The sequence below is a fragment of the Shewanella sp. 1311 genome (genome assembly GCF_059338235.1).
Map to the genome: position 1 here is coordinate 776,855 of NZ_CM181686.1, position 24,486 is coordinate 801,340.

21 protein-coding genes are annotated in these 24,486 nt (G+C 47.6%); 16 read left to right on the forward strand and 5 right to left on the reverse strand.

The annotated features are described in order from the left end of the window. The first annotated feature begins 17 nt into the window (after positions 1-17). The 15 genes from AC5YB3_RS03460 (at position 18) to AC5YB3_RS03530 (ending at position 17,634) form a co-directional block, all read left to right on the forward strand. Positions 18-971: a DUF58 domain-containing protein gene (locus AC5YB3_RS03460; protein WP_006085478.1), complete on the forward strand. Its 954-nt coding sequence runs from the start codon at positions 18-20 to the stop codon at positions 969-971. A 2-nt stretch (positions 972-973) separates the two neighbouring features. Beyond that, positions 974-1,630 (forward strand): DUF4381 domain-containing protein, encoded by a 657-nt coding sequence (locus AC5YB3_RS03465; RefSeq protein WP_494526572.1) that lies wholly within the window; start codon positions 974-976, stop codon positions 1,628-1,630. After that, entirely contained in the window at positions 1,624-2,643 is a 1,020-nt protein-coding gene (locus AC5YB3_RS03470) for a vWA domain-containing protein (protein WP_220777847.1), read from the forward strand. The genes AC5YB3_RS03465 and AC5YB3_RS03470 overlap by 7 nt, the downstream gene beginning before the upstream one ends. Then, positions 2,643-4,724, forward strand: coding sequence for a vWA domain-containing protein (locus tag AC5YB3_RS03475; RefSeq protein WP_494526573.1), 2,082 nt, complete (start codon positions 2,643-2,645; stop codon positions 4,722-4,724). Before AC5YB3_RS03470 ends, AC5YB3_RS03475 begins: the two co-directional genes overlap by 1 nt. Next, a complete protein-coding gene (locus AC5YB3_RS03480; RefSeq protein ID WP_494526574.1) occupies positions 4,718-6,412 on the forward strand; it encodes a BatD family protein in 1,695 nt (564 codons plus the stop codon). Before AC5YB3_RS03475 ends, AC5YB3_RS03480 begins: the two co-directional genes overlap by 7 nt. A gap of 72 nt (positions 6,413-6,484) precedes the next feature. Continuing rightward, entirely contained in the window at positions 6,485-7,048 is a 564-nt protein-coding gene (locus tag AC5YB3_RS03485; RefSeq protein ID WP_006085483.1) for a sigma-70 family RNA polymerase sigma factor, read from the forward strand. Further along, positions 7,041-7,745: a DUF3379 domain-containing protein gene (locus tag AC5YB3_RS03490; RefSeq protein WP_494526575.1), complete on the forward strand. Its 705-nt coding sequence runs from the start codon at positions 7,041-7,043 to the stop codon at positions 7,743-7,745. The genes AC5YB3_RS03485 and AC5YB3_RS03490 overlap by 8 nt, the downstream gene beginning before the upstream one ends. A gap of 157 nt (positions 7,746-7,902) precedes the next feature. Beyond that, positions 7,903-9,354, forward strand: coding sequence for a sodium/proline symporter PutP (gene putP / locus AC5YB3_RS03495; protein ID WP_011847196.1), 1,452 nt, complete (start codon positions 7,903-7,905; stop codon positions 9,352-9,354). A gap of 354 nt (positions 9,355-9,708) precedes the next feature. Continuing rightward, entirely contained in the window at positions 9,709-11,019 is a 1,311-nt protein-coding gene (locus AC5YB3_RS03500) for an OmpP1/FadL family transporter (RefSeq protein ID WP_311999742.1), read from the forward strand. Positions 11,020-11,122: 103 nt separating this feature from the next. Continuing rightward, a complete protein-coding gene (locus tag AC5YB3_RS03505) occupies positions 11,123-11,509 on the forward strand; it encodes a VOC family protein (protein ID WP_006082260.1) in 387 nt (128 codons plus the stop codon). Between the two features lie 146 nt (positions 11,510-11,655). Beyond that, positions 11,656-12,372, forward strand: coding sequence for an SIMPL domain-containing protein (locus AC5YB3_RS03510; protein ID WP_006082262.1), 717 nt, complete (start codon positions 11,656-11,658; stop codon positions 12,370-12,372). Positions 12,373-12,543: 171 nt separating this feature from the next. Next, on the forward strand, positions 12,544-13,557 hold the full coding sequence (locus AC5YB3_RS03515) for an efflux RND transporter periplasmic adaptor subunit (RefSeq protein ID WP_494526576.1): 1,014 nt from the start codon (positions 12,544-12,546) through the stop codon (positions 13,555-13,557). A gap of 36 nt (positions 13,558-13,593) precedes the next feature. Further along, entirely contained in the window at positions 13,594-16,836 is a 3,243-nt protein-coding gene (locus AC5YB3_RS03520) for an efflux RND transporter permease subunit (RefSeq protein WP_494526577.1), read from the forward strand. 43 nt (positions 16,837-16,879) lie between these two features. After that, positions 16,880-17,092 (forward strand): YgaP family membrane protein, encoded by a 213-nt coding sequence (locus AC5YB3_RS03525; protein ID WP_006082265.1) that lies wholly within the window; start codon positions 16,880-16,882, stop codon positions 17,090-17,092. A 125-nt stretch (positions 17,093-17,217) separates the two neighbouring features. Beyond that, positions 17,218-17,634: a rhodanese-like domain-containing protein gene (locus AC5YB3_RS03530; RefSeq protein WP_494526578.1), complete on the forward strand. Its 417-nt coding sequence runs from the start codon at positions 17,218-17,220 to the stop codon at positions 17,632-17,634. Positions 17,635-17,971: 337 nt separating this feature from the next. Here the strand turns inward: AC5YB3_RS03530 and AC5YB3_RS03535 are convergent, their stop codons facing one another. Next, positions 17,972-18,463, reverse strand: a complete 492-nt coding sequence (locus AC5YB3_RS03535; RefSeq protein ID WP_494526579.1) for a GNAT family N-acetyltransferase — start codon at positions 18,461-18,463, stop codon at positions 17,972-17,974. Between the two features lie 1,016 nt (positions 18,464-19,479). On the opposite strand from AC5YB3_RS03535, the gene AC5YB3_RS03540 reads away from it, so the two are divergent. Next, complete coding sequence (locus AC5YB3_RS03540; RefSeq protein ID WP_494526580.1) at positions 19,480-21,930, forward strand: S8 family serine peptidase; 2,451 nt, start codon at positions 19,480-19,482, stop codon at positions 21,928-21,930. An 83-nt stretch (positions 21,931-22,013) separates the two neighbouring features. On the opposite strand, the gene AC5YB3_RS03545 is transcribed toward AC5YB3_RS03540, so the two are convergent. The 4 genes from AC5YB3_RS03545 to AC5YB3_RS03560 all read right to left on the reverse strand — a co-directional run bounded on the left by AC5YB3_RS03545 (position 22,014) and on the right by AC5YB3_RS03560 (position 24,469). Continuing rightward, the gene (locus AC5YB3_RS03545) at positions 22,014-22,556 is read right to left on the reverse strand and encodes a YaeQ family protein (RefSeq protein ID WP_006082270.1); all 543 of its coding nucleotides are present in this window, start codon (positions 22,554-22,556) and stop codon (positions 22,014-22,016) included. A 176-nt stretch (positions 22,557-22,732) separates the two neighbouring features. Further along, positions 22,733-23,644 (reverse strand): precorrin-2 dehydrogenase/sirohydrochlorin ferrochelatase family protein, encoded by a 912-nt coding sequence (locus AC5YB3_RS03550; protein WP_259480943.1) that lies wholly within the window; start codon positions 23,642-23,644, stop codon positions 22,733-22,735. A gap of 19 nt (positions 23,645-23,663) precedes the next feature. Beyond that, the gene (locus AC5YB3_RS03555; protein WP_311906907.1) at positions 23,664-24,023 is read right to left on the reverse strand and encodes a rhodanese-like domain-containing protein; all 360 of its coding nucleotides are present in this window, start codon (positions 24,021-24,023) and stop codon (positions 23,664-23,666) included. A gap of 128 nt (positions 24,024-24,151) precedes the next feature. Beyond that, positions 24,152-24,469, reverse strand: a complete 318-nt coding sequence (locus AC5YB3_RS03560) for a putative signal transducing protein (RefSeq protein WP_006082273.1) — start codon at positions 24,467-24,469, stop codon at positions 24,152-24,154. Positions 24,470-24,486: the final 17 nt, after the last annotated feature.

Consider the following 24,486-nt stretch of genomic DNA (forward strand, 5'->3'; position numbering starts at 1 on the left):
GATAAAGGTGAAATAAGATGAGTGACACTGCGCGACTCTCAGCCTCGGCCGATGGCTTGCCGCTGTTTGCCGATGGCTTGCATTTAACCGAGCAAGAGCTGCTGGCGTGCCAAAATATCGCCCGTGCTATGCCTGAACGTTACAGCCGTGCCCGCGCTAATTTAGCGGGCCATCGCAGCAGCTTAATCAAAGGCCGCGGGATGGAGTTTGCCGAGGTGCGCCACTATCAACAGGGTGACGATGTGCGCACCATTGATTGGCGCGTGACCGCTCGCACGGGCAAAACCCACACTAAGTTATTTGTCGAAGAACGTGAGCGCCCTATTCTGTTGTTGATCGACTTGAGCCAAAGTCTCTATTTTGGCTCAAGTTTATTGCTGCAATCGGTGCAAGCAGGACACCTTGCGACCACCTTAGGTTGGAATGCCATTAACCATGGCGATAGACTCGGTGCCTTGATCGCGTGCGAGTCTGAGCATCTGGAGCTTAAACCCCGCAGCCGTCGTCAGGGCATATTGCAATTGATCTCAGGCCTGCGCCGTGTGCATGAGAATCAACTCAATCATGTTGGCAGCGGCCAGCGCGATCCCGACCATATCCTGCGCGCGTGTCAGCGATTACAACGCATCGCCAAACCCGGCTCCTTGGTTTGGATAGTGACAGATGGCAGCCATTTTAGCCCCCAATGTATCGCGCCATTAACCGAGCTTAAACGTCATTGTGATGTGGGCGCCTACCTGATTACCGATCCCCTGCGCCAAGGGACACTGCCGTTACCGCACAACTTTAGTTTGCCGGTACGTGATGGGGATGAGGACTTAGTGCTCACCCGCCACAGTTATCAGGCTTGGCTTGATATCCAGCTGCGTCAGCAAAGGGACTTTATCGCCATGATGCAGCAACTGCGCGTGCGCACCCAGCTCATCGATGCGGGTGCTCCCCTAGCCCATCAATTGGAATTATTGCGTTAACTATGGATCCAGCAACAGTGAATTCAGAAATAGTGACACCAGTGATAGCAAATCCACAGGCTGCAGTTCCTATGGCTACAGCGCCAAACCCAGCGCTGGCGGATCTGCAGGATATCATTCATCCCGATCCAATCGGCGCATGGCCTTGGGCAATCGGTTATTGGTTGGTCCTCGCGCTCGTGATTGCTCTCATCACATTCTTAGTTATCTGGCTAAGAAAACGCGCCCGTGACTTCGCGCCGAAAAAAGCCGCGAAACAGTTACTTAATCAGCTCGATAAACAAGCACCGTCCTATGTCTCTGACGTTAATAGCCTATTAAAGCGTACCGCCATGAGTTACCTCAGCAGAGATGCAATAGCCTCCTTAGATGGTGAAGCTTGGGCGACGTGGCTAGACAGCTATTTACCCGCGCCAAAACGCCAACGTATTGGCCCCTTGTTGGCCAAACGTCACCAGCCAACGCCGTTGACCTTAGCTGAAGCCAATGAGTTACATGAACTCGCAAAAGCTTGGTTGGCATCGAAAGCAACACTGAGTGCGCCTGAGCCGACTCTTGTTCAAGCTAAGGGCTACGTTCAAGCTAGTGGCGACGCTCAAGCTAAAAGCCAAGCGCCAATCCAGCCAGCTGACACCAAACTACCGGAGGCACAATGTTAACAATTGCATGGCCTTGGCTATTGATATTACTGCCTTTACCTTTGATTTTTTGGCGCCAACAAACCGTACAAGTGGATGGTGGCCGGCTACAACTCCCCGGAATAAGCCAAACAGGTAAACAAAGCTTAGCGGCCAACACGCGTCAGAGTCGCAAACGCTACTGGCTGATGTGGTGCCTATTAGTGCTCGCTATTGCTCGTCCTCAATGGCTTGGCGAACCGATCGAACTGCCGAGCCAAGGCCGCGATCTGATGATGGCGGTGGATTTATCCGGCAGTATGCAGATTGAAGACATGGTGGTAAATGGTAAAACCGTTGACCGTTTCACTTTAATTCAGCACGTCGTCAGTGACTTTATCGAGCGCCGCAAAGGCGACCGTATCGGTTTAATTCTCTTTGCCGATCACGCCTATTTGCAGGCGCCGCTCACCCAAGATAGACGTTCAGTGGCCCAATTTTTAAAAGAAGCGCAAATCGGCTTAGTCGGTAAACAAACCGCCATAGGTGAAGCCATAGGGCTGGCGGTAAAACGCTTCGATAAAATGGACGAGAGTAACAGAGTGTTGATTTTATTGACCGACGGCTCTAACAACGCGGGCAATATTGAGCCAGAGCAGGCGGCACAAATTGCCGCTAATCGTAAAGTTACCATTTACACTGTCGGTGTCGGTGCCGATGTGATGGAGCGCCGCACACTCTTTGGCCGCGAGCGGGTTAATCCCTCGATGGATCTGGATGAAAACCAGCTTAAGCATATCGCCGAAGTCACCCACGGCCGTTATTTCCGCGCCCGCAACAGCCAAGAGCTCGACCAGATTTACCAAGAAATCGATAAACTCGAACCAGTGAGTCGCGATCAATTAAGCTATCGTCCGCAGGCAGATTTGTTCTATTGGCCGCTGGCACTGGCGTTACTGACGAGCCTGTGGATTGCCTTAGGTCAATTGCCGCTGTTTGCAGCGCGCCGCGTTAAACCCTCTGTCGCAACCACTTCACAGGGGAACATTAAATAATGAGCCTACATTTTATTCGCCCCGAATGGCTACTCGCCCTAGTGCCACTGGCTTTAGTGTTGTTGAGTTTATGGCGACAACACGAGAGCCACAGCGCGTGGAATCGTTATATTGCGCCGCACTTAGCCAAAATATTGGTCACCCAAGGCAGCAAGAAATCCCGTCGTCCTTTGCATTTATTAGCTTTCACTTGGCTGATGGCGACTTTTGCGCTCGCCGGACCTGCCGTTAATAAACAGTCCTTACCTGTGTTTGCCGCCGAGCAAGGCCGCGTATTGGTGATGGACATGTCTGTGTCTATGTTCGCTACCGATCTTGCACCAAACCGGTTAACCCAAGCTAAATTTAGGGCTACGGATCTGCTGCGTAATCTTAAAGAAGGTGAAACAGGTTTAGTCGCCTTTGCTGGCGATGCCTTTACTATCAGCCCGTTAACGCGCGATACCGGCACGCTACTCAATTTATTGCCGACCTTAAGCCCTGAAATCATGCCCGTTCGTGGCTCAAACTTAGCGGCAGGTTTAACCCAAGCTAAAACGCTACTGGCTCAGGGTGGGCATATTCGCGGTGATATTATCGTGATGACAGATGGCATAACCGCAGCCCAATTTGATGACGCTAACTCGGCATTAAGTGGCACGCAATATCGCCTTGCGGTCGTCGCTTTTGGTACCAGCCAAGGCGCGCCAATTCGTCTACCCGATGGACAATTGCAGCGCGACAGTAGCAACGAGGTCGTTGTTGCCAGCACTGACTTTGGCTTGCTGCAAAAACTAGCAGCGGATAACAAAGGCGTGTTGATCCAAAATCGTACCGACGGCAATGATCTGGCCCAATTACAACATTGGTTAAGTGATACGGGCGATGCCAAAGCCACAGATCTTGACGGTGAAACCTGGCAGGATCTCGGCCCTTATCTCGCCCTGCTATTACTGCTGCCCGCCCTTTTCAGCTTTAGGCAAGGAATCGTGGCAAGCGTTGGATTTGCCACTCTTGCGGGTGGCTTACTGCTCGCGGCCGCGCCTCAGCCAGCCCATGCCAGTGTGTGGGACAATGCCTGGGACAATGTGTGGAAAACGCCAGATCAGCAAGCGATGCAGGCCTATCAATCCCAAGATTATGCCAACGCCGCTAAGCAGTTTGAGTCACCCCAATGGCGTGGCAGCGCCCAATATAAGGCCGGTGATTATGAGCAAGCGCTGAAAACCTTCGAGCAAGATAGCTCAGCCCAAGGCCTCTACAATCAAGGCAATGCGCTAATGCAACTCGGTAAACCCGATAAGGCAAAGGAGCGCTATCAAGCTGCACTTGAAAAACAAGCCGATTTTCCTGCGGCAAAGGCCAACCTTGAACTGGCTGAAAAGCAATTGAAAGAGCAGCAAAAGCAGCAAGGTAAAAACGATCAACAGGATAAGAACCAAGATCAACAAGGCGATCAGCAGTCCGGTGATTCCAATTCAGGTGACCAACAATCTGGCGACCAACAATCCGGTAATCAGCAGTCGCAGGATAAACAACAATCTGACCAAGATAGCGCTCAGAAAGATAAGCAAGATCAAGCGGGACAAGAGTCTCAGGATCAACAGGACAATGCCAATCCTGAGCAAAGCCCTGATCAAAGCCCTGAGCAGCAAAAAGCGAATGAGCAAGAGTCTGAGCAAGATAAGCAAAATGGCAAGGCTCAGGACAAGCAAGATGAAGCTCAGCAAGATCAAGATAAAGCGCAACAGGATCAACAAGCCAAGCAGGATACAAAGGAAAATGAGCCTGTAGATAATGAAGCTAAGATGCAAGCGCAGGCTAACACCGATGCCGAGGAGCAAAAATCAGCTGAGCAAGCAAAGCAAAGCGTTGGCGCCAAGGAAGCTCCTGAGAAAGATGCGCAAGATAAACGAGAAGCCGCTATGAGTGAATCGGTCGAAGCGCCGCCAACTAATAGCGAAGCGCTTCCCGCAGAAATGCAGCGAGCACTGAGGGGCGTGAGTGAAGACCCCCAAGTGTTACTTCGCAATAAAATGCAGTTGGAATATCAAAAACGCCGTCAAAATGGCCAAATATCAAAGGATAACGAACAGTGGTGATCAGACAATTTTTTATCCTGCTACTCCTTGCCATCGGAGTGGCTCATCCCGCCTTTGCACTCAGCAAAATTGAGGCATCGGTCGATCGCAATCCTGTGATGGAGGGCGAATACTTTGTGCTCAACATCAGCGTCGATGATGAAATCGATACCGGTAAGCTAGACACGTCCGCCCTGCTGAAAGACTTTATTGTTGGCCGCACTAGCGTGAGTCGCAGCACACAGATCATGAACTTCGATGCGGTCAAAGAGACTCGCTGGCAAGTGTTGCTCGCGCCAAAACAAAAAGGCCAGTTAACCATTCCAGCCTTTACTATTGATGGCATCAGCTCGGCGCCGATCCCACTCAAAGTGGTCGAAACGGGTAGCCAGCCCGCACAGATGAATAACCTATTTATCGATGCCAAAGTGTCAACTGACGAGGCCTATGTCGGGCAGCTCATTACCTACAAGGTAAAACTCTATCTAGCAGTGGAATTACAAAGGGGCGTATTGAGCGCACCTGTCATCGAAGGCGCGCAGATCAAACAAATCGGCGAAGATAAGGATGGCTCTGAGATAGTCGATGGCCGCCGTTACCGCGTGATTGAACGCACCTATGGCATCATTCCGGACTTACCCGGCCAAGTGAACATCAAAGGCGCAACCTTTGCGGGCGATGTGCTCGTCGAATCCCAACGCCGCGGCGGCATGTTTGGCTTTAATGAAAGCCGCCCCATGCAAGCGGGCGCGCCCTCACTCACGGTGCAAGTAAATCCTGCGCCGACAAGTTTCCAAGGCCAATGGCTGGTTGCCGATTTAGTGGTGCTAAAAGAAAACTTCCCTGAGGATATTAAAGAATTTACCGTCGGTAGCCCTATTACTCGCACTATGACTTTATTGGCTTCCAATGCCGATGAAAATAGCCTGCCAGATATAGTGCAAACCCTTCCTAATGAACTGAAGTCATACCCAGAGAAACCTCAGCGACAAACCTTTGTACGCGATGCACAAATTGTCTCCCAGTACAGTATTACGTCGGCAATCGTTCCCAGCAAAGCGGGAACATTTACCCTGCCCGAAGTCAAAGTGCCTTGGTGGAATCCGCACCTTAAACGTCAAGAAACCGCGACGCTCCCTGCACGCACCATAGTGGTAACTGGCGGTGCCGTCACAGATGCGCCCGCCCAAGCCGCTTGGCAAGCCAATTCAGCGGCCGATAACAATGACTCCTGGATGATTAAGGTGTTTGCTGCGCTATGGTTGACCACTCTCATCGCTTGGATCATCACTTTAATCGCTTGGCGCCGCGCTTTAAAAAACCAATCGGCCGCCCCGACAGCAATTAACGCTTCAATGAGTTCAGCACAATCAGTAAATGTTGCGGGCTTACAGGGATTGGAGCAAGCCTGCGCCAGTGGCGATGTGAGCCGCATTATGTTGCAGTTACAGCGCTACTTCAGCGAGTTACAGCAAGCGCCTATGACACTCGATAAGATTGCCGAGCAGTCACCGCAACTCGCACAGGCGATACAGCAACTGCAAATTGCCGCCTATAGTGCGAAGGCCGATGCCAACAGCCATACTGACAGTGCGGATACTAACAAGCTGACCGTAGAGTGCGCCGCGTTGCTTAACGCGGTTAAGGCCTGTGAGCATAAACATTCAAACCCAAAATCGGCGCCATTAAGCCCACTGAATCCTAAGTAAATTATGGGTTTAATGACAGAGAAGCGAGCTCAACTATGCTAAACATTCAGCCAACAAGCCGAAAAAATAAAAATGTTTGCTAACTGGCGTAAGAAATCCGTCGAGCCCGCGGTCTCTTCTGACATGCTAAGTAAACAACGACGATACAACAGCCTAGTCAAGGCGCTACATGCAGACATCTTCCGCTACGCCTACTGGTTGTGCGGCGATAAACACGTGGCTGAAGACATTACCCAAGAAACCTTCTTGCGGGCGTGGCGCTCTTTGGATTCCCTCAAGGATGATAAAGCGGCGAAAGCTTGGCTAATCACGATTCTTAGGCGTGAGAATGCACGGCGTTTCGAGCGTAAACAGTTCGATTATTCCGACGTTGAGCAAGATACCTTAGAAGACAATATCTCCAATAGCAGTGAAGAGCAGACCGAGCAATATCTGATCCGTCGGCAAATAGGCAAGCTGGATATCGAATACCGCGAGCCACTCTTACTCCAACTGATTGGTGGCTTTAGCGGCGATGAAATTGCCGAGCTGATGGAGCTCAATCGCAACACCGTAATGACGCGTTTATTTCGGGCGAGGAGCCAATTGAAAGAACTACTTGAGAAGAATGATGTGAGAGGTCAATCCAATGGATGAGCTTAAATTTAGACGTCAAGCTTATGAAGATCCTCATAATCAAGATGCTGATTTTCTGGCGCAAATTACTGCTAAGCCAGAAAACCAAGCCTTAATCAATGAGCTCAAAAACCTTGATGCCAAACTGACAAATGCATTGAAAGTAGAAGTGGCGGACGATCTCGCCGATAAGCTGATTTTGCGTCAGCAGTTACAACAACACCATAAACACCGCCGTCAGACGGGCTTTTTAGTGGCGATGGCGGCCTCGGTAGCATTTGTGGTGGGGATCAGTTTTAGTCTATTGCGTTTAGGGCCAATCGATTTAGCTGAACATGCACTCGCCCATGTCTACCATGAAGGTGTTGCTTTACAGGTGGATCAAAACGTCAACTTTAATCAGGTCAATGCGCAGCTCGCGTCGATGAAAGACTTTGGCAATGCCAAGTTCACTCAACAACCGGGCAAAGTGTATTACACCTCCTATTGTGATTTTCAAGGGGTGAAAAGCCTGCACTTAGTGCTACAGGGCGAGCAAAGCAAGGTCACACTCTTTATCGTGCCACTCGAAAAACGTATGGTGTTAGACAAAACCTTCGCCGATGGCAAATACCAAGGAATGGGCTTTGAAACACCCGATGCGTATATTTTGCTTATAGGTGAAGATAAAGCAGACCTTAGCTATGTAAAAGACGAAATCAAGAACACCTTTATCTAACCCCATCTTATCTCGGCTATTTTTAAATTAACCTCCGATATTTTCACTCTATCGGAGGTTAGATTTTAATCACACTTCTATCTGCTAATGGGCGATTGTTCAAACATCTGGTAGCATGCTTGCCACTTTTAATAATAACAAGATGGGAAAAGGCAAGATGACGATTGAAACCCCGATTTTAATCACATTTGTTGGTTACTTAGTATTGATGATGGGCATAGGTTTTTGGGCTTACCGTGCTACCGATACTGTTGATGATTATATTCTAGGCGGCCGAAAAATGGGCCCCGCTGTGACCGCACTCAGTGTGGGTGCATCCGATATGTCAGGTTGGCTGTTACTGGGTTTACCCGGCGCAGTTTACTTAGGCGGCTTAGGTGAAGCTTGGATTGGCATAGGATTAATTTTTGGCGCTTGGCTAAACTGGCTATTTGTCGCCAGACGACTGCGTATTTACACTCAACTCGCCGATAACGCCCTCACCTTACCGGATTTCTTCGAGAAACGTTTCCACGATACCCAGGGCTATCTCAAGCTCGTCTCCGCAATCACTATTTTAGTGTTTTTCACTTTCTATGCTTCCTCAGGCATGGTCGGTGGCGCGATTCTATTTGAAAAAGTTTTTGGTCTCGATTACACAGTGGCGCTGGTGATTGGCTCAGCCATCATAGTCGGTTACACCTTTATTGGTGGCTTCTTTGCTGTGTGTTGGACAGACTTCTTTCAAGGCTGTTTGATGCTTGTCGCCCTCTTAATCGTCCCCTTTGCCGTTTTCTCTCACCCTGAAAGCCACGCCGGAATTGAAACTATCGATCCTGCGATGTTGGCCTTGGTTAGCGACAAAACCACAGTGATAGGCATGTTGTCTTTACTCGCATGGGGCCTTGGCTATTTTGGTCAGCCGCATATTTTGTCGCGCTTTATGGCGATAGGCAGTGCCGATGCCCTGCCCTTATCGCGCCGTATTGCCATGAGCTGGATGGTCTTATCTTTAATTGGCGCTTTAGCCACAGGTATTGCCGGTTCTCTGTATTTCGCTAACGCCCCACTAGCGAATTCAGAAACGGTATTTATTCATTTAGCCCAAGCCGCGTTTAACCCTTGGATTGGTGGTCTACTTATCGCAGCCATTTTGTCGGCCATCATGAGCACTATCGATTCACAGTTACTGGTGTGCTCAAGCGTGATCACTGAAGATTTCTACCGTAAATGGTTACGCCCACAAGCAGATGATCGCGAGTTGATGATGGTCGGTCGCATGGGCGTGCTGGCGATTGCCGTGATCGCAGGCATCATTGCCCTTAATCCTGAAAGCAGTGTATTAAGCCTTGTGAGTTATGCATGGGCTGGCTTTGGTGCGGCCTTTGGTCCTGTGGTCTTGTTATCGCTATTTTGGAAGCAATACAGCCGTAATGGCGCCATTGCTACTATTATTGTCGGCGCATTAACGGTCGTGATTTGGAAGCAACTGACGGGGGGGATTTTCGAACTATACGAAATCCTGCCAGGATTTGTATTCGCCACATTCGCCGGTATTTTGGTGAGCAAATTGTCTGCACCAAGTGAAAATGTAACAACAGAGTTCGAACAATTTAAGTCTGCACTCTAGTTTAGTGCACGCTTGTATAACTTAAAAAGCGCACACTTGTGCGCTTTTTACATTTTGTATCCTTTTAAATACTCAACACACAATTACAAACCGTTAACGTCAATTGAAACCTACCGTTAAACCCAAAGCCCTTCATATCAAGCATCTGGCCAGACCATTCAAGCGTACTAAAGTTCAACCTCTGTTTTAAAGGTTTTTAATTAACTGAAAATTAACAATTTTCACATCTGGTCGGACTTGTTGAGGTTAGATTCAGTCCATAAGATGCCGAAGACTAATAAATGGATTTAAAGGCTTTCGGCTGACTAGGACCGAATAAAAATCCAATACTTATAAAAAATAGAGAGAATTATAATGAAAACATTCAACAAGACACTCATTGCCGTTTCTGTCGCATTAGCAAGTACTCAAACCTTAGCCGCGGGCTTCCAACTGAACAGCCAATCTGCAACAGGTATTGGCCGTGCATTCTCAGGTGATGCTGTTATCGCTGACAATGCCTCAGTTCTGTCTCGTAACCCAGCAGCTATGGCGTTATTTGATGAGAAAGCCCTTTCATTCGGCGTAACCTATGCCGATATCAGCGTTACTGTAAAAGACGTTGAAAAAGCGGGCACGCCAATTAGCTTTGGTAGCGAGCACGATGCTGCCGACAGTAAAGTGATCCCTAACTTTTACTACATTCAACCGCTGAACGATCAATGGGCTTTTGGTCTAGCCGCTTTCAGTAACTTTGGTACAGGCACTGATACGAGCGCATTAGCAAATAATGCCGTCACAATACCAGGCATGGGTACAGTACCTGCGCCAGTGGATCTACTGGGTAACACAGAAGTCGTCACTATGGACTTCAACGCTAGCTTATCTTACCGTTTTAACGACCACTTCAGTGTCGGTGCGGGTCTGGATTTAATCTATGGCCAAGGCAAACTTAGCCGTGAAGGTAACTTACCTTTAGGTCCTGGCGGCGCTATGGTTAATGCTAACCTAGTCGATGTTGATGCCGATGGTTTTGCTATAGGTGGAATTATTGGTGCTGTATATGAGTTCAATAAAGATAACCGCATTGGTGCTAGCTACCGTCTGAGCCCAGATTTCAAAGCGACTGGCGATATCAACACTCTGAATACTCAATTAGGTAAAGTGGTTTCCTTTGATGAAATCAATATCCCATTACCGGATATTTTCCAAGTTGCTGGTTTCCATCAGTTAACAGAGAAATTTGCCATTCACTACACTGCACAGTTATCAACTTGGGGTGACTTTGATCAGATCACAGTGACTGATGGCACTGTAGGTGGCACTCCAGTCGTGAGCAGCGCGCCATTAAAACAATACGTATGGGATGACTCTTGGTTATTCAGCGTAGGTGGTACTTATACAATTAATGATAAGTGGACTGCCCGTGCTGGTTACATGCATGACCAAGGTGTTGTGAATGATATTAGCTCAATTTCAATCCCTGATTCGAACCGTAATTGGTTTACTGCAGGTTTGAGCTATAACCTGAGCACTCACTCAACTGTGGATATGGGTCTTGCCTTCGTTCGTGGTGAAGATACTGAAGTTCATGAAAACAGCTCTATCCCAAATATGGGTGAAATCATTGCCCATACTCGCTCTGATGCTGTGTACTACTCAGTTCAATACAGCTACCAGTTCTAAGCTAAACGCTTAATCCTAAAAGCCGCATTTTTTGCGGCTTTTTTGTATCTTAAGCATTTATTGCCTAAAGTTAATTCATACTCCTGTAAATGCAGCTACGGCTATGGCTAAAGTCATTGGACTCGGTGGAATTTTCTTTAAAAGTGCAGATCCCGTTACCTTGGCAACTTGGTATAAAACCCATCTTCAGGTCCCCATTGAAAACTGGGGCGGCGCCGCGTTTTATCACACAGATAAAGCGACACTCGGCTACCATGTTTGGACGCCCTTCGCCCATAGCACTGACTATTTTGAGCCTTCAGATAAGAGCTTTATGTTCAATTTTATCGTTGATGATCTGGCCCAAGCGCTCATGCAGGTCGAACAAGGTGGCGGTCAGCTCGTGGGTGGCATTGAAGATTCAGAGTTTGGCCGCTTTGGTTGGTTTATCGATCCCGACGGCAATAAAGTCGAATTATGGCAGCCAAGTGTTATTCCTCCGGAAAAATAGCCCGTCTCAATAAAGCGACATCAAGCTGATATCGCCAACTTGTCTCCCTCAAATCTTAAGCGGCATCTATCCCGAATAAACCCAGTGCATGACTTAGGTTTATTGGGTATCGTAGGCTGAGTTTATCTAATCAAGAGATTCTTTTTATGGAAAAAAATAACATCCTTCCTGCCCTGCTGCTGGGCGGTTTCCTTTGTGCTGGGCTTGTGTATGTTGGTCAGACAGCAAGCACAGCGTTATTGCAGATGAAAGCTATGGAACGCACAGTGACAGTCAAGGGCTTAGCGGAAAAAGAAGTCAAAGCCAATGTGGCGATTTGGCCAATCAATTTCACTGAGGTCGATAATAATCTGCCTAAACTCTACGAGACGGTTCAGCAAAAAACCGACCGTGTCGTGGCGTTTTTAAAGGAACAAGGCTTTAGCGATAGCGAAATTACGATTTCATTACCTTCAATTGAAGATCGCCAAGCCCAAGGTTATGTCGATCCCAACGTCAGATACCGTTACTCGGCAAAGGTGAACCTATCGGTTTATACCCCGCAGATTGATTTAATGCTCAATACTCGTAAGCAGATGATTAGCTTAGTGAAGGAAGGCATAGCGATCGCCAGCCAAGAGTATGACAATCGCACCGAATTCCTGTTTACCGATCTCAATTCAGTCAAACCTGTGATGGTACAAGAAGCTACTCAAAATGCCCGTGAAGTGGCGGAAAAATTTGCTAAGGATTCAGATTCTCGCCTCGGAAAAATTAAAACCGCCAGTCAAGGCCAGTTTACTATTTCGGATCGCGATAACAGCACGCCTTACATTAAACAAATTCGCATTGTGTCCACACTCACCTACTATTTAAATGACTAAATCTTAGGCTTAGTCGGAACTCACTGAAACGATGGGAATAAGGCACTTATGGGCCTTATTCCTAAATTAGGGAAAAATACTATATTAAATTTTTCTAATAAATATTGATTGCCTATTGAAAATAACTCCATTAGAATTTACTCATGAATTACATCTGGGATGATATGAATTATGACGTCAATTTCTCGCGTTCTTTTCTTACTGCTGGCGCTTGCCAGTACTCAAGTTCAGGCTGCCTCAGTCGAAACCATCGAAGTCTTAACTAAACCCTACGCCAATTGGGTCACCTTAGATGCCACCATAGAAGCAGTAAAAGCGGCGACTGTGTCAGCGCAGACCTCTGGTCGTATCGTCAAACTCAACTACGATGTTAACGATGTTGTCCCCGAAGGAGCCGCCCTACTGGAGATCACCAGTAAAGAACAAGGCGCTGAACTCGCAAGCTTTGAGGCCGATTTAGCCAAAGCCAGAGCCTTGAATGTTGAAGCACAGGCGCAATACAAACGTTATAAAGAGTTATTCCCCCAAGGCGCGATTTCTAAGGGCGCGATGGATGAAGCCACCGCCAATGCTAAGGCCACAGAGCAAGCCGTAACCGCAGCGCAAGCCCGCGTCATCAAAGCCAGCGAATCCTTAAAATACACTGTGGTATCAGCACCTTTTAGTGGTGTAGTCACAGAGCGTTTTGTAGAACTGGGCGAAACCGTGAGCCCAGGACAAGCACTACTTTCAGGGTTTTCCGCGAGTCAAATGCGCGCAATTACCCAAGTGCCGCAGCGTTATATCAATCAGTTGAAAAACGCCCCCGAATTCCTCGTCCGTTTAAGTGATGGCCGCGAGTTAATCTCAAAGGATCTCACTATTTTTAGTTTTGCCGATCCCGTCAGCCACAGCTATCAAGTACGCATTAATCTGCCTGAAAATGAAGCCAATCTTCAACCCGGTACTTGGGCAAAGGCTTCCTTTAAAAATGGCGAGCGAGAAAAAATCCAACTGCCTACCTCAGCATTACTCACAATGAACGAACTGAGCAGCGTTTACCTTAAAAAGGGCGAAGAATTTGTACTCACCCAAGTCCGTGTCGCCAATCCCTTAGATGGCGAGGTCGAAGTGCTGGCGGGCCTTAAGTCGGGTGATAAGGTTGCCATTGATGCCTACCAAGTGTTGCTCAACAAAAAGCAATAAATTCCCTAGCGACTTAAGCTTTGTCGAGGTTGTTTTATGAAACATGCTCCAGTACCACAGACCACACTTGGGATTTCCGGTCGAATTGCCGCCGCCTTCCAAAATAGCGCCATCACGCCGCTATTAGCGCTTCTCGGACTCTTGCTTGGCTTATTCGCTATTTTGGTGACGCCAAAGGAAGAAGAGCCACAGATTGATGTCACCTTTGCCGACGTGTTTATTCCTTTTCCCGGCGCGACACCTACCGAAGTTGAAAACTTAGTCACCTTGCCAGCGGAACAAGTGATCTCCGAAATCAAAGGCATAGATACTCTGTACTCGTTCTCCCAACCCGATGGCGCGCTGATTATCGTCATCTTTAAGGTCGGCGTCGCGCGCAATGATGCCATCGTCAGCCTGTACAACCAGATTTATTCCAATATGGATAAATTGCCAAGGGGCGCAGGCGTGGGCGATCCGCTAATTAAACCCCGCGGCATCGATGATGTGCCCATTGTCAGTTTGACCTTGTGGTCAAAGGACAGACAAGTCTCTGCCGAGCAACTGACCCATGTCGCCCTTGGATTAGAAACCGAAATTAAGCGCATTCCCGGTACCCGCGAAATCTATACCGTAGGTCAGCACGACATGGTGGCCAACATACGTATCGATCCCGCCAAGATGAACAGCTTTAATCTGACCTACGACAAGTTAAGACAGAGTCTAAATGATAATAATATGGTCTCTATGCCTGCATCCTTAGTGCAAGGTAATCAAGAGATTAAAGTTCAGGCTGGGCAATTTTTACAATCCATAGACGATCTCAAACAATTAGTTGTCAGTGTCTATCAGAATAAACAAGGCAAGCATATTCCGATTTATTTGGCGGATATTGCCGAAATCAGCTTAAAAAGTGATATTCCTAAGCAGAGTGTTTGGCACGCGGATAAAACCGATATTTATCCCGCCGTCACTATCGCAATTGGTAAACAAGCGGGCCAAAATGCCGTCGATATCGCCGACAGTGTGATTGAGCGGATTGCTAAGGTCGACAATGTGTTGATCCCCGCGAATGTCGAAGTCACAGTGTCACGTAACTATGGCGAAACCGCGGCGGATAAATCTAACACCCTTATTTTAAAACTGATTTTCGCCACCAGCGCCGTAGTCGTATTGGTCTTTTTAACCATGGGTGCCCGCGAATCCTTAGTCGTAGGTGTGGCCATTATTGTCACGCTGGCGATCACCCTTTTCGCCTCTTGGGCATGGGGATTTACCTTAAACCGCGTGTCTTTGTTCGCCTTGATTTTCTCCATCGGCATCTTGGTCGACGATGCCATAGTCGTGGTAGAAAACATCCACCGGCATATGGCGCTCGGCAAAAAGTCATTTAGTGAGCTTATCCCTGTGGCGGTCGATGAAGTCGGTGGCCCGACGATTCTGGCGACGTTCACTGTTATCGCGGCACTGCTGCCGATGGCTTTTGTATCGGGCTTAATGGGGCCTTACATGAGTCCGATCCCTATCAACGCCAGTATGGGCATGTTGATTTCTCTAGTGGTTGCCTTTGTCGTCACCCCTTGGCTCAGTCGTAAACTGCTGAAACACAATGACAAGCACGATAGCGCCCAAGCCTCACACGAGGATGAAGCCGAAACTAAAATGGTGCGCCTCTTCACCCACTTAATTGGCCCTTTCCTGCTGGGTAAAAATGCCCGTAAGGCAAGAGTGGGACTGGCTGCCGGCGTATTTGTGTTAATTGGCATCGCCGTCGCGCTCCCCGTGGGTCAGCTCGTGGTGCTGAAAATGCTGCCCTTCGATAATAAGTCCGAGTTTCAAGTCATGGTGGACATGCCCGAAGGCACTCCCGTAGAGCAAACCCAAAGAGTGCTACAGGATTTGAGTCGCTATCTGACGACAGTCCCTGAAGTCGAGCATCTGCAGTTGTATGCGGGCACTAACGCGCCAATGAACTTTAACGGCTTAGTGCGTCACTACTTCCTGCGTCACAGCCAAGAGCTTGGCGACATTCAAGTTAACTTAGTGGATAAAAAACACCGCAAACGCGACAGCCACACCATAGCGGTATCGGTGCGTGACGATCTGCAGCAAATTGGCGAGCAATATCAAGCCAATATCAAAGTAGTTGAAGTGCCACCTGGACCGCCAGTGTGGTCGCCGCTGGTTGCAGAAGTGTATGGCCCAAGCCCCGCAATCCGCGAGCAAGCCGCTTACGAGATGCAGGCGCTGTTCCATGAAACCAAAGATGTGGTCGATATCGATATTTTCTTGCCCGCTGCCCAGCAAAAATGGCAGGTGATGATCGACCGCAGTAAAGCCAGCCTGATGGCCGTGCCCTACAGCAATATTGTCGACTTGGTTGCCACCTCCGTAGGCGGCAAAGATGTGAGTTATTTACATCAAGCCCAGCAAAAACAACCGATACCGATCCGCCTGCAATTAAACGAAGGCGCGAAAGTCGATTTAGAGCAAGTGCTGAATATGAAGTTACTGAGCCAAACGGGGCAATCCGTGCCGGTGTCTGAGCTGGTAACCATCAAACGCGGCAAAATCGATGCACCGATTATCCATAAGAATATGATCCCTATGATCATGGTCGTCGCCGATATGTCGGGGCCACTGGACAGCCCGCTCTACGGCATGTTCGACATGGCGGGCAAAATTGATGGCGCCGATGGCTTAGGCTTTGATCAGCATTATATTCACCAACCCACAGGGCTAGACTCGGTCGCCGTGCTGTGGGATGGCGAGTGGAAAATCACCTACGAAACCTTTAGAGACATGGGCATCGCCTATGCGGTCGGCATGATCGCCATTTATCTCTTGGTAGTGGCGCAGTTTAGATCGTATCTCGTGCCGCTCATCATCATGGCGCCAATCCCATTAACTGTGATTGGTGTAATGCCAGGCCATGCCCTGCTCGGAGCGCAATTCACCGCGACGTCCATGATAGGCATGATAGCGCTGGCGGGGATTATTGTGCGTAACTCGATATTATTGGTCGATTTTATCAATCAAGAAACTGCATCCGGCGTGCCCTTTGAGCGGGCAGTGATCCACTCGGGTGCCGTGCGAGCCAAACCCATTATGCTCACCGCATTAGCGGCCATGATAGGGGCGCTGTTTATCCTTGATGATCCGATTTTCAATGGCTTAGCGATCAGTCTGATCTTTGGTATTTTTATCTCGACCATACTGACCTTAGTTGTCATCCCAGTGCTGTACTACACAGCAATGAAAAACCGCATGAATACTGTTCAGATACAAACACAAAACTAACCACAACAAAGGCCATCACCAAGATAGCCTCAAGGAGTAAGGTATGTCATTAGAACGCAGCATTATGGCTTTTGCCGGATTTATGGTGTTACTGTCACTGGTGTTAACCGCCTATGTGCACCACAACTTTCTGTGGCTAACCGCATTTGTTGGCGCTAACCTGTTCCAAAGTGCTTTTACTGGTTTTTGCCCTGCCGCCATGGTTTTACGCAAATTGGGTGTAAAATCAGAGGCTGAAATTGCCAAGCAAAGCTAAGCCACACAAAGTCACTACTTAATAGTTAAGAGTTAAGAGTTAAGAGTTAAGAGTTAAGATTTAGGTGAGTAAGTACCCGCTTGGCTAATACAAGTGTGCCAAAAAAGTCGTCAAGGAGAGATAAAGTGACCCACAACCTAGTAACCCGGGGCCAAAGCCTAATGCGCTTAGCCCTGTTAAGCCTGCAGTCGCTGGTACTCATGCCACTGCTACTAATGCCCATGATGGCCAGCGCCGCCAACCAAGATCCTGTAATCGCATGGGATAAAATTGCCGCAGGTGCTATAGTGCTCGATGTCAGAACGCCTGAAGAATTTGCCGAAGGTCATCTAGCCAATGCGGTAAATATTCCCTTTGAGCAAGTGGCAGAGGAATTTGCTAAGCGCGGCATCGCCAAAGATGCCCCTGTTGTCTTGTATTGCCGCAGTGGCCGCCGTAGCAGTATCGCAACCGAAGCCTTAGTAGCTGCAGGATATACTCAAACCTATAATGGTGGCGGTTATTCCACCTTAATTGAGGCGCAAAAAACGCCCGCTAAGTAATTCACCGCCATCGACTAGGCTCTAGTGCGGGAAGCAAGTGTTAATCACTTAAGCACTGTCACCTCGCTCAAGTCATTCAAGGTTTAACGGCTAAAAGCGCCCTTTGGCGCTTTTTTATTTTCTAAGTGAATAAGCTTACTTTACGCAATAGCCTATCAATCAGCATTGCTTTATATAAAAAGCTTTTATCCACCCCAACATTAGACTTCTAAGATGGCGGGCGAATGGCGAGATATTGAAGTATCTTATTAGCGTAAATCGATTCAGATAAAAATTAGTAATCGTTTTCGCTGCTACACAAGTAACATCAATGAGCTGATGTATGGCAAAAAATTAACTATCTAACATGTTCAAAACGTAGATGACCTTCATTAACGCCAGTCTCACTAAAACCATTGGAAATCAAAACCCTTTTTGATGCTTCATTTTCCGCTGAAGTATGAGCAATAATGTTCTTTGTTTTTTCAAAAGAGTAAGCATGGGAAACGAGTGCATTAACAATTTCAGTAGCATAGCCACGACGCTGCCACTCAGGTAGCACTGAATAACCAATTTCAACCATCCCATGACTATCTGGAGGTCCAAAATAACCACCAGAGCCAACTAGCGTTCTTTCTCCTGAAACAGGATTAATATCAATTGCATACCAGCCATACCAACCTTTTGCTGCTTCACCGCCATTTTCATAGCAAGCAAGGAAAAACGCCATTGCATCATAATCGTATTCGCCACAAGGCCAAGCATTTGAAACAATTGCATTTAATTTTTCAGCAAGTAACTGTGGTGTTTCAAGCTCTATATGAAGATGATCAGCTGAAGAAGATATCAATACGATCCGCTTAGATGTTATATTTTTTATAATTTTTATTTACTCCAATTTAGGATTTATAGTGCACAGCCTTAAATTCGTGCACTCACTCGCTTAAACCATGCCACATGAAAACAACTTAACCTCATGAATTAATTTAACTTACCACCCATCCAATAGACACGCTATTAGGCAAAATGCTTATATGTTAAATTTTGTGAAAATGCGAAAAATCAAACTTATATATGCAGATTATTAGAAGTAAAGCGCCACACTAATGGGCGTGATAATAATTTAAATGAATATATTTTTTAGACTGTTCTAACGATGAAAAATAAATCAGATTATTTAAAATTTTTAATTGAAAGTTATCGACATAATTAGCCTCACAAACATAATTGAAGCATGTACGAGTTTGCAGTGGTAGCTCATATCCTGTACCGCTATTTTGGATAATGTAACACTCAGTATTTTCCGTTATCAGCCACATCGCATGCTTTCACTTCTCGTTTTGCCGCTCACATTCCCCTTCAAAAAACACGTCAACAAATTAGCGTGAATGGCTTAACCGTCGTCAATGAATTGGCAACCGCCACTCCCTTGACAGGATTTTGCAACAATTTCGCATAATCAATCACTTGAGAAAATCTCATTATTATCCTTAAACTTTAAAGCTAAATTTAGTTATTTGTAATCACAAAAAAATATATGTAAAAATTTCAATTACGTATAAACAGATAAATCAGTATAAAGTACTCATATTGACCGTAAATTCGTATTCACTTATTCATTTTTACCACATAAAAAAACAAGAAATTGAATAAAACCTAGTTACAACTCGTTACATATTGAATTTATATTCACATTAACTGCTTATAAAGCCTGGTTTTTTTACAAGCGGCCATGCTATTAACAATTAGTTTACAAATACTTTAGTCGCAGATAGATTCACTAACCGAGTAGCATCTGAGTCGTAGTTATTCTTATGAAACATAAAATAATAATGATTAACACTAAATTGACCATGGAAGAAGAACATGACAATCAACAGAACCACTAAAATAGCGTTAAGTCTTTCAAGCTTAGCTATTGCGATCTCAGCCGGTGTACAAGCAGCACCACAAGCACCAGGTTTTGCCGCGGCATTACAAGCACAAACCTCTCCACTGCCAAAGCGTTACATAGTGAAATTTAAAAATGCCGATGCTGCTACCATAATGTCGGCCAGTAATGTGCAATCAATGAGTGATCAGCAATCGAGTGACGCGGCAACTGATACGCTGCCAACCACAATGAATTATCAGCCCCAAATGGCGGAAATCAGTGCTCAACACACTGCATTGAACAAAGTACAAGCGAAGGAAATGAAACGTATCGGCCGCAGTAACAGCTACTCGGTCAAACTCGATGCTAACGGCATCAATACCTTAAAGAAACGCGCCGATGTGGAATATGTTGAAGAAGACATGCCGCGTCACTTACTGAGTGAAAGCACACCTTGGGGCCAAACCTTTGTAGGGGCGACTCAGCTAAGCGATAGCCAAGCGGGCAACCGCACGATTTGTATTATCGATTCTGGTTACGACCGAAGCCACAGCGAATTAGGTGGCAATAATGTCACGGGTACCAATAACTCAGGTACAGGCAACTGGTTTGAGCCGGGCAACAACAACGCCCACGGTACTCACGTTGCGGGCACGATTGCGGCGATTGCTAACAATGACGGCGTGATCGGCGTAATGCCAAATCAAACTGCCAATATTCATGTCGTAAAAGTGTTTAACGAATCGGGCTGGGGTTACTCTTCATCTTTAGTGGCCGCAGTAGATACTTGTGTTGCCAGCGGCGCTAATGTTGTCACTATGAGTTTAGGTGGCGCGGGGTCAAGCACCACTGAGCGTAACGCTCTGGCTGCACATTATAACAATGGCGTGCTCTTGATTGCCGCTGCGGGTAACGCGGGTGACAGCACTCACAGCTACCCTGCATCTTACGATGGCGTGATGTCTGTTGCCTCTGTGGATAATCATAAAGATCACTCGGCATTTTCCCAATACACCAACCAAGTGGAAATATCTGGCCCAGGTGAAGCGATTCTGTCGACGGTTACCCGTGGCGAAGGCCGTTTAGCCGATATTACTATCGGTGGTCAGTCTTACTTTGATTCAGGTGTCGTGCCACATAATCGCCTCATTTCATCGGGCGGCAACTATGTGGCAGCACCATACAATGGTACAGCGACAGCTACGCTTGCCGAATGTAGCGTCAGCGGAACTAGCTTCAACTGCGGCAACATGACCAATAAGATTTGTTTAGTGGAACGTGTTGGCAATCAAGGCACAAGTTACCCTGAAATCAATGCGGCTAAAGCCTGTAAAAATGCCGGTGCCAGTGCGGCGATTGTTTACAGTAACGCGGCATTACCTGGCTTACAAAACCCCTTCCTTGTCGATGCAAACAGTGAAATCAATATGGTTTCCGTATCAGTGGATCGCGCAACAGGTTTAGCACTGCGTAATCAACTGGGTGCGACAGCAACAGTCAGCAACCAAGGCAATAAAGATTACGAGTACTACAACGGTACTTCGATGGCGACGCCACATGTGTCAGGTGTTGCAACCTTAGTGTGGAGCTATCACCCTGAGTGTAGTGCGGCGCAGGTTCGTAACGCATTGAAAATGACCGCCGAAGATCTTGGTACTGCGGGCCGTGATAACTACTATGGCTATGGTTTAGTCAACGCTGTTGCCGCGAAAACCTTCTTAGATGCCTCTTGTACTGGCCCAACGGGTCCTGTTGATCCAACTCCAACCGATGGCGTGTTGGTTAACGGTGTGGCTAAAACGGGCTTAGGCGGCGCAGCGAGTGAAGAACTGCACTTCTCCTTTGACGTACCACAAGGCGCAACTAACTTAGGCTTTGTGATGAACGGTGGAACAGGTGATGCGGACTTGTATGTGCAATATGGTGCAGCGCCGACTACAGCTAACTATGATTGCCGTCCATATAAAAGTGGCAATAGCGAGTCTTGCCCAATCACCAATGTCCAATCAGGCACTTACTACGCCATGCTGAAAGGCTACTCTGCCTTCACTGGTGTGTCATTAACAGCAAGCTACACAGCATCTAGCGGCGGTACTACGCCTGCAAGCTATAGCAACACTGATAACTACAACATCCCAGATAACAAAGCTGCTGGGATCACTAGCCCAATCACAGTCACTCGCACCGGTGATTCAGGCACTGTGACTGCGGTAGTGAACATAGTCCACCCTTACATTGGTGACTTGAAAGTGCAGTTGATCAGCCCTTCTGGTAAAACCGTCACTCTGCATAGCAACACAGGTTCAGGTGCTGCCAATATCAACAAGAGCTATACCGCTGATATGACGGGTGCGAATTCGAACGGCGTATGGAAGTTGAAAGCCGTAGACAGTGGCCGTGGTGATGTGGGTTATATCGATAGCTGGGAACTGAGCTTCCAATAAATCCAAATCGATACGCTTACTGAGAAATGAAAGTAATAAATGAAAAGAGCCTGCAATCGCAGGCTCTTTTTTTACAAGATACGTTAAATATCTTTGAGAATTTCAGGTTCGATCAACACGCTGGTTTCATTATCCGATAACCAAATTTGGCCTTCACTAATCGAAACTTGCAATGCCATATTACGCCCAACAAAGGCTTCCATTGCCGTGACTGACTCTTCGGCAATATTCCACACTTTTAAATTCTGATAACGCTCTAACGCCTGCTGATTCTGTTTCCACCAAATGGGTACACTGCGGCCACCATAGGTAAATAACTGCACAACTTTGGCACGGCCACTGGCCTTTCGCAGCCATTTCTCATCGGCCTGACCAAACTCAACCCACAGATCAATTTCGCCTGATAAGGTTTTGTCCCACAGCTCTGGCTCGTCATCGACGCACAAACCTTTACTGAAACTTAAGGTTTCGCTGGCATTCACAATAAACGCCAGTAAACGCACCATCATGCGGCCATCGGTTTCGGAAGGATGCTGGGCAAGCGTCAATTGATGGTCTTGGTAATAATTCCGATCCATATCGGCTATCTGTAAATTGACCTTAAACACGGTCGCTTTGAGGGCCATAGTCATCCTAAATGCAGAGTGAAATCCTGAAACAGCGAAATCCTAAAATAAGGCTGCCGAGTCTACCTCAGACTCGGCATTAGCTCAAACGAACAATAGGATACGCCCATCAAATCGAACAGAAAGTGCAATCGGACAGAAGATTAAATCGAACCCAAGGCAAAATCGATAAGAAATTAAATCGCGCCGGGTCGCAGATGCTTAGCCATCGGGAAATGCGCCTTCAACAGACTGATTTTTTGCGTATCGGCCACTAGCAACATGCGAGTGCCCTGCTCGTACTGCTGACTCAATTCACTGAGTGCGGGTAACTCACCACGATTAGCATCTCGGCGAACTAATTCGGCCAATTCATCGCTCAAATCGCCTTGGCTATAGATCCAATCGAGGCGCTGCAATAATGGCATGGCGGCGAGCGGCAGTAAGTCCACAGAGGCTGAATCATCCAGCAAAAGGATTTCGCCGCGGCTAACTAAATGATTAAACGCATTATGGTAATGTTCGGCGGTACGACTATCGAAACGGTCGCCATTGGTATCGAAAAAACGCTCCCAAAATAAACGGCGTTTCGAGGTTGAATCGAGCTTGTCTTGCACTTCGACGCGTCTATCGGCGACAAAGTCGAATAAAGGCTTGAGTGATTGCGGTAGGCTGGATTCTAAGCGCGAGCGAATCGTGCGTGCAAATACCGGTGCTGCGCCCGCAGTGCTGATCGCCACGACTAAACGGCCTCTATCGACAATCGAAGGGGTGATAAAACGGCAAAATGCCGGATTATCAACGGCATTAACCCAAATACCGCGCGCGGTGGCTAGAGTCGCCAACTCGGCATTAAGACTATCGTTTGCCGTGGCTAAATACACCAGATCATAATTTTGAATATCGGCGTGGACCACTTCACGCTGGGATAGCAGAATACGACCCGTATCGGCATAACGCTGCACTTCAGGATTCACCTCAGGGGCTATCACATGGATACTGGCTTCGGTACGTGTTAGCAGCGCCAGCTTACGGCTCGCCACATCACCCGCCCCCACCAGCAAAACATTTAAGTTAACCGTATCGACAAACAAGGGGAAATATTGCATTAAATGAGATCCTGAACGCTTAATCCTGCACGACTGGCAGTTGACGCTGTACCCAGCCCTTATAGCCACCTATCAAAGAGGCAACGCGGGTGTAGCCCATGAGTTGCAGATTATGGGCCGCCAAGGCTGAGCGCGCACCACCTGCGCAGTAGAGTAATATGGGGGTATGCTTATCGGGGAAACGTGCTTCGATATCACGCTCTAAAATACCCCGGCTTAAATGTTTCGCTTGGGGTAAATGATCCTGCAGCCACTCGCGATCCTCACGCACATCCACAAGATGCCAGCTGTCATCGGCCTGATAGGCTTCAATGGTCACTTCGGTGATGTTAGGCAGAATTGCGTCAACAAGGGCGGAAAAAGCACTGAGATGCGGCATCACTGACTCCTAGATAAGATATTGAATGACATGATGAATGTCAGCTTATCAGCAAAGTGTAATCTTCTCATCCAGTAGACGCAATCTTTCAGCCACAGCACAAAGCGAAGGTGATTGCCTATCCAAGGCTAATTGTGGCTTTCGCTGCGCTCAGAGCTGCATTGCCAGCACAGCTCAAAACTGCCTTCATTGGTTTCATGGCACTGCACACATTGCCACTGTGGGCTTTCGACATCCAACGCATTCAGTTGCACTTGCGCCGACGCATGTTGGGACTCGCCCACCCACAACTCGACGTTTTGCATCCCTGTCGGAAGCTCACCAATCCCGCCCAATAGCGCTTCACCTCTGAGCTCAACATGAATACCACAGGCCTCTAATAAACCTTTCCATGTGTGGGCTTGCAATAAATTACCACCAGCAACTAACACTTTACGTTCTTCCATGCGACATCCTACGGCTA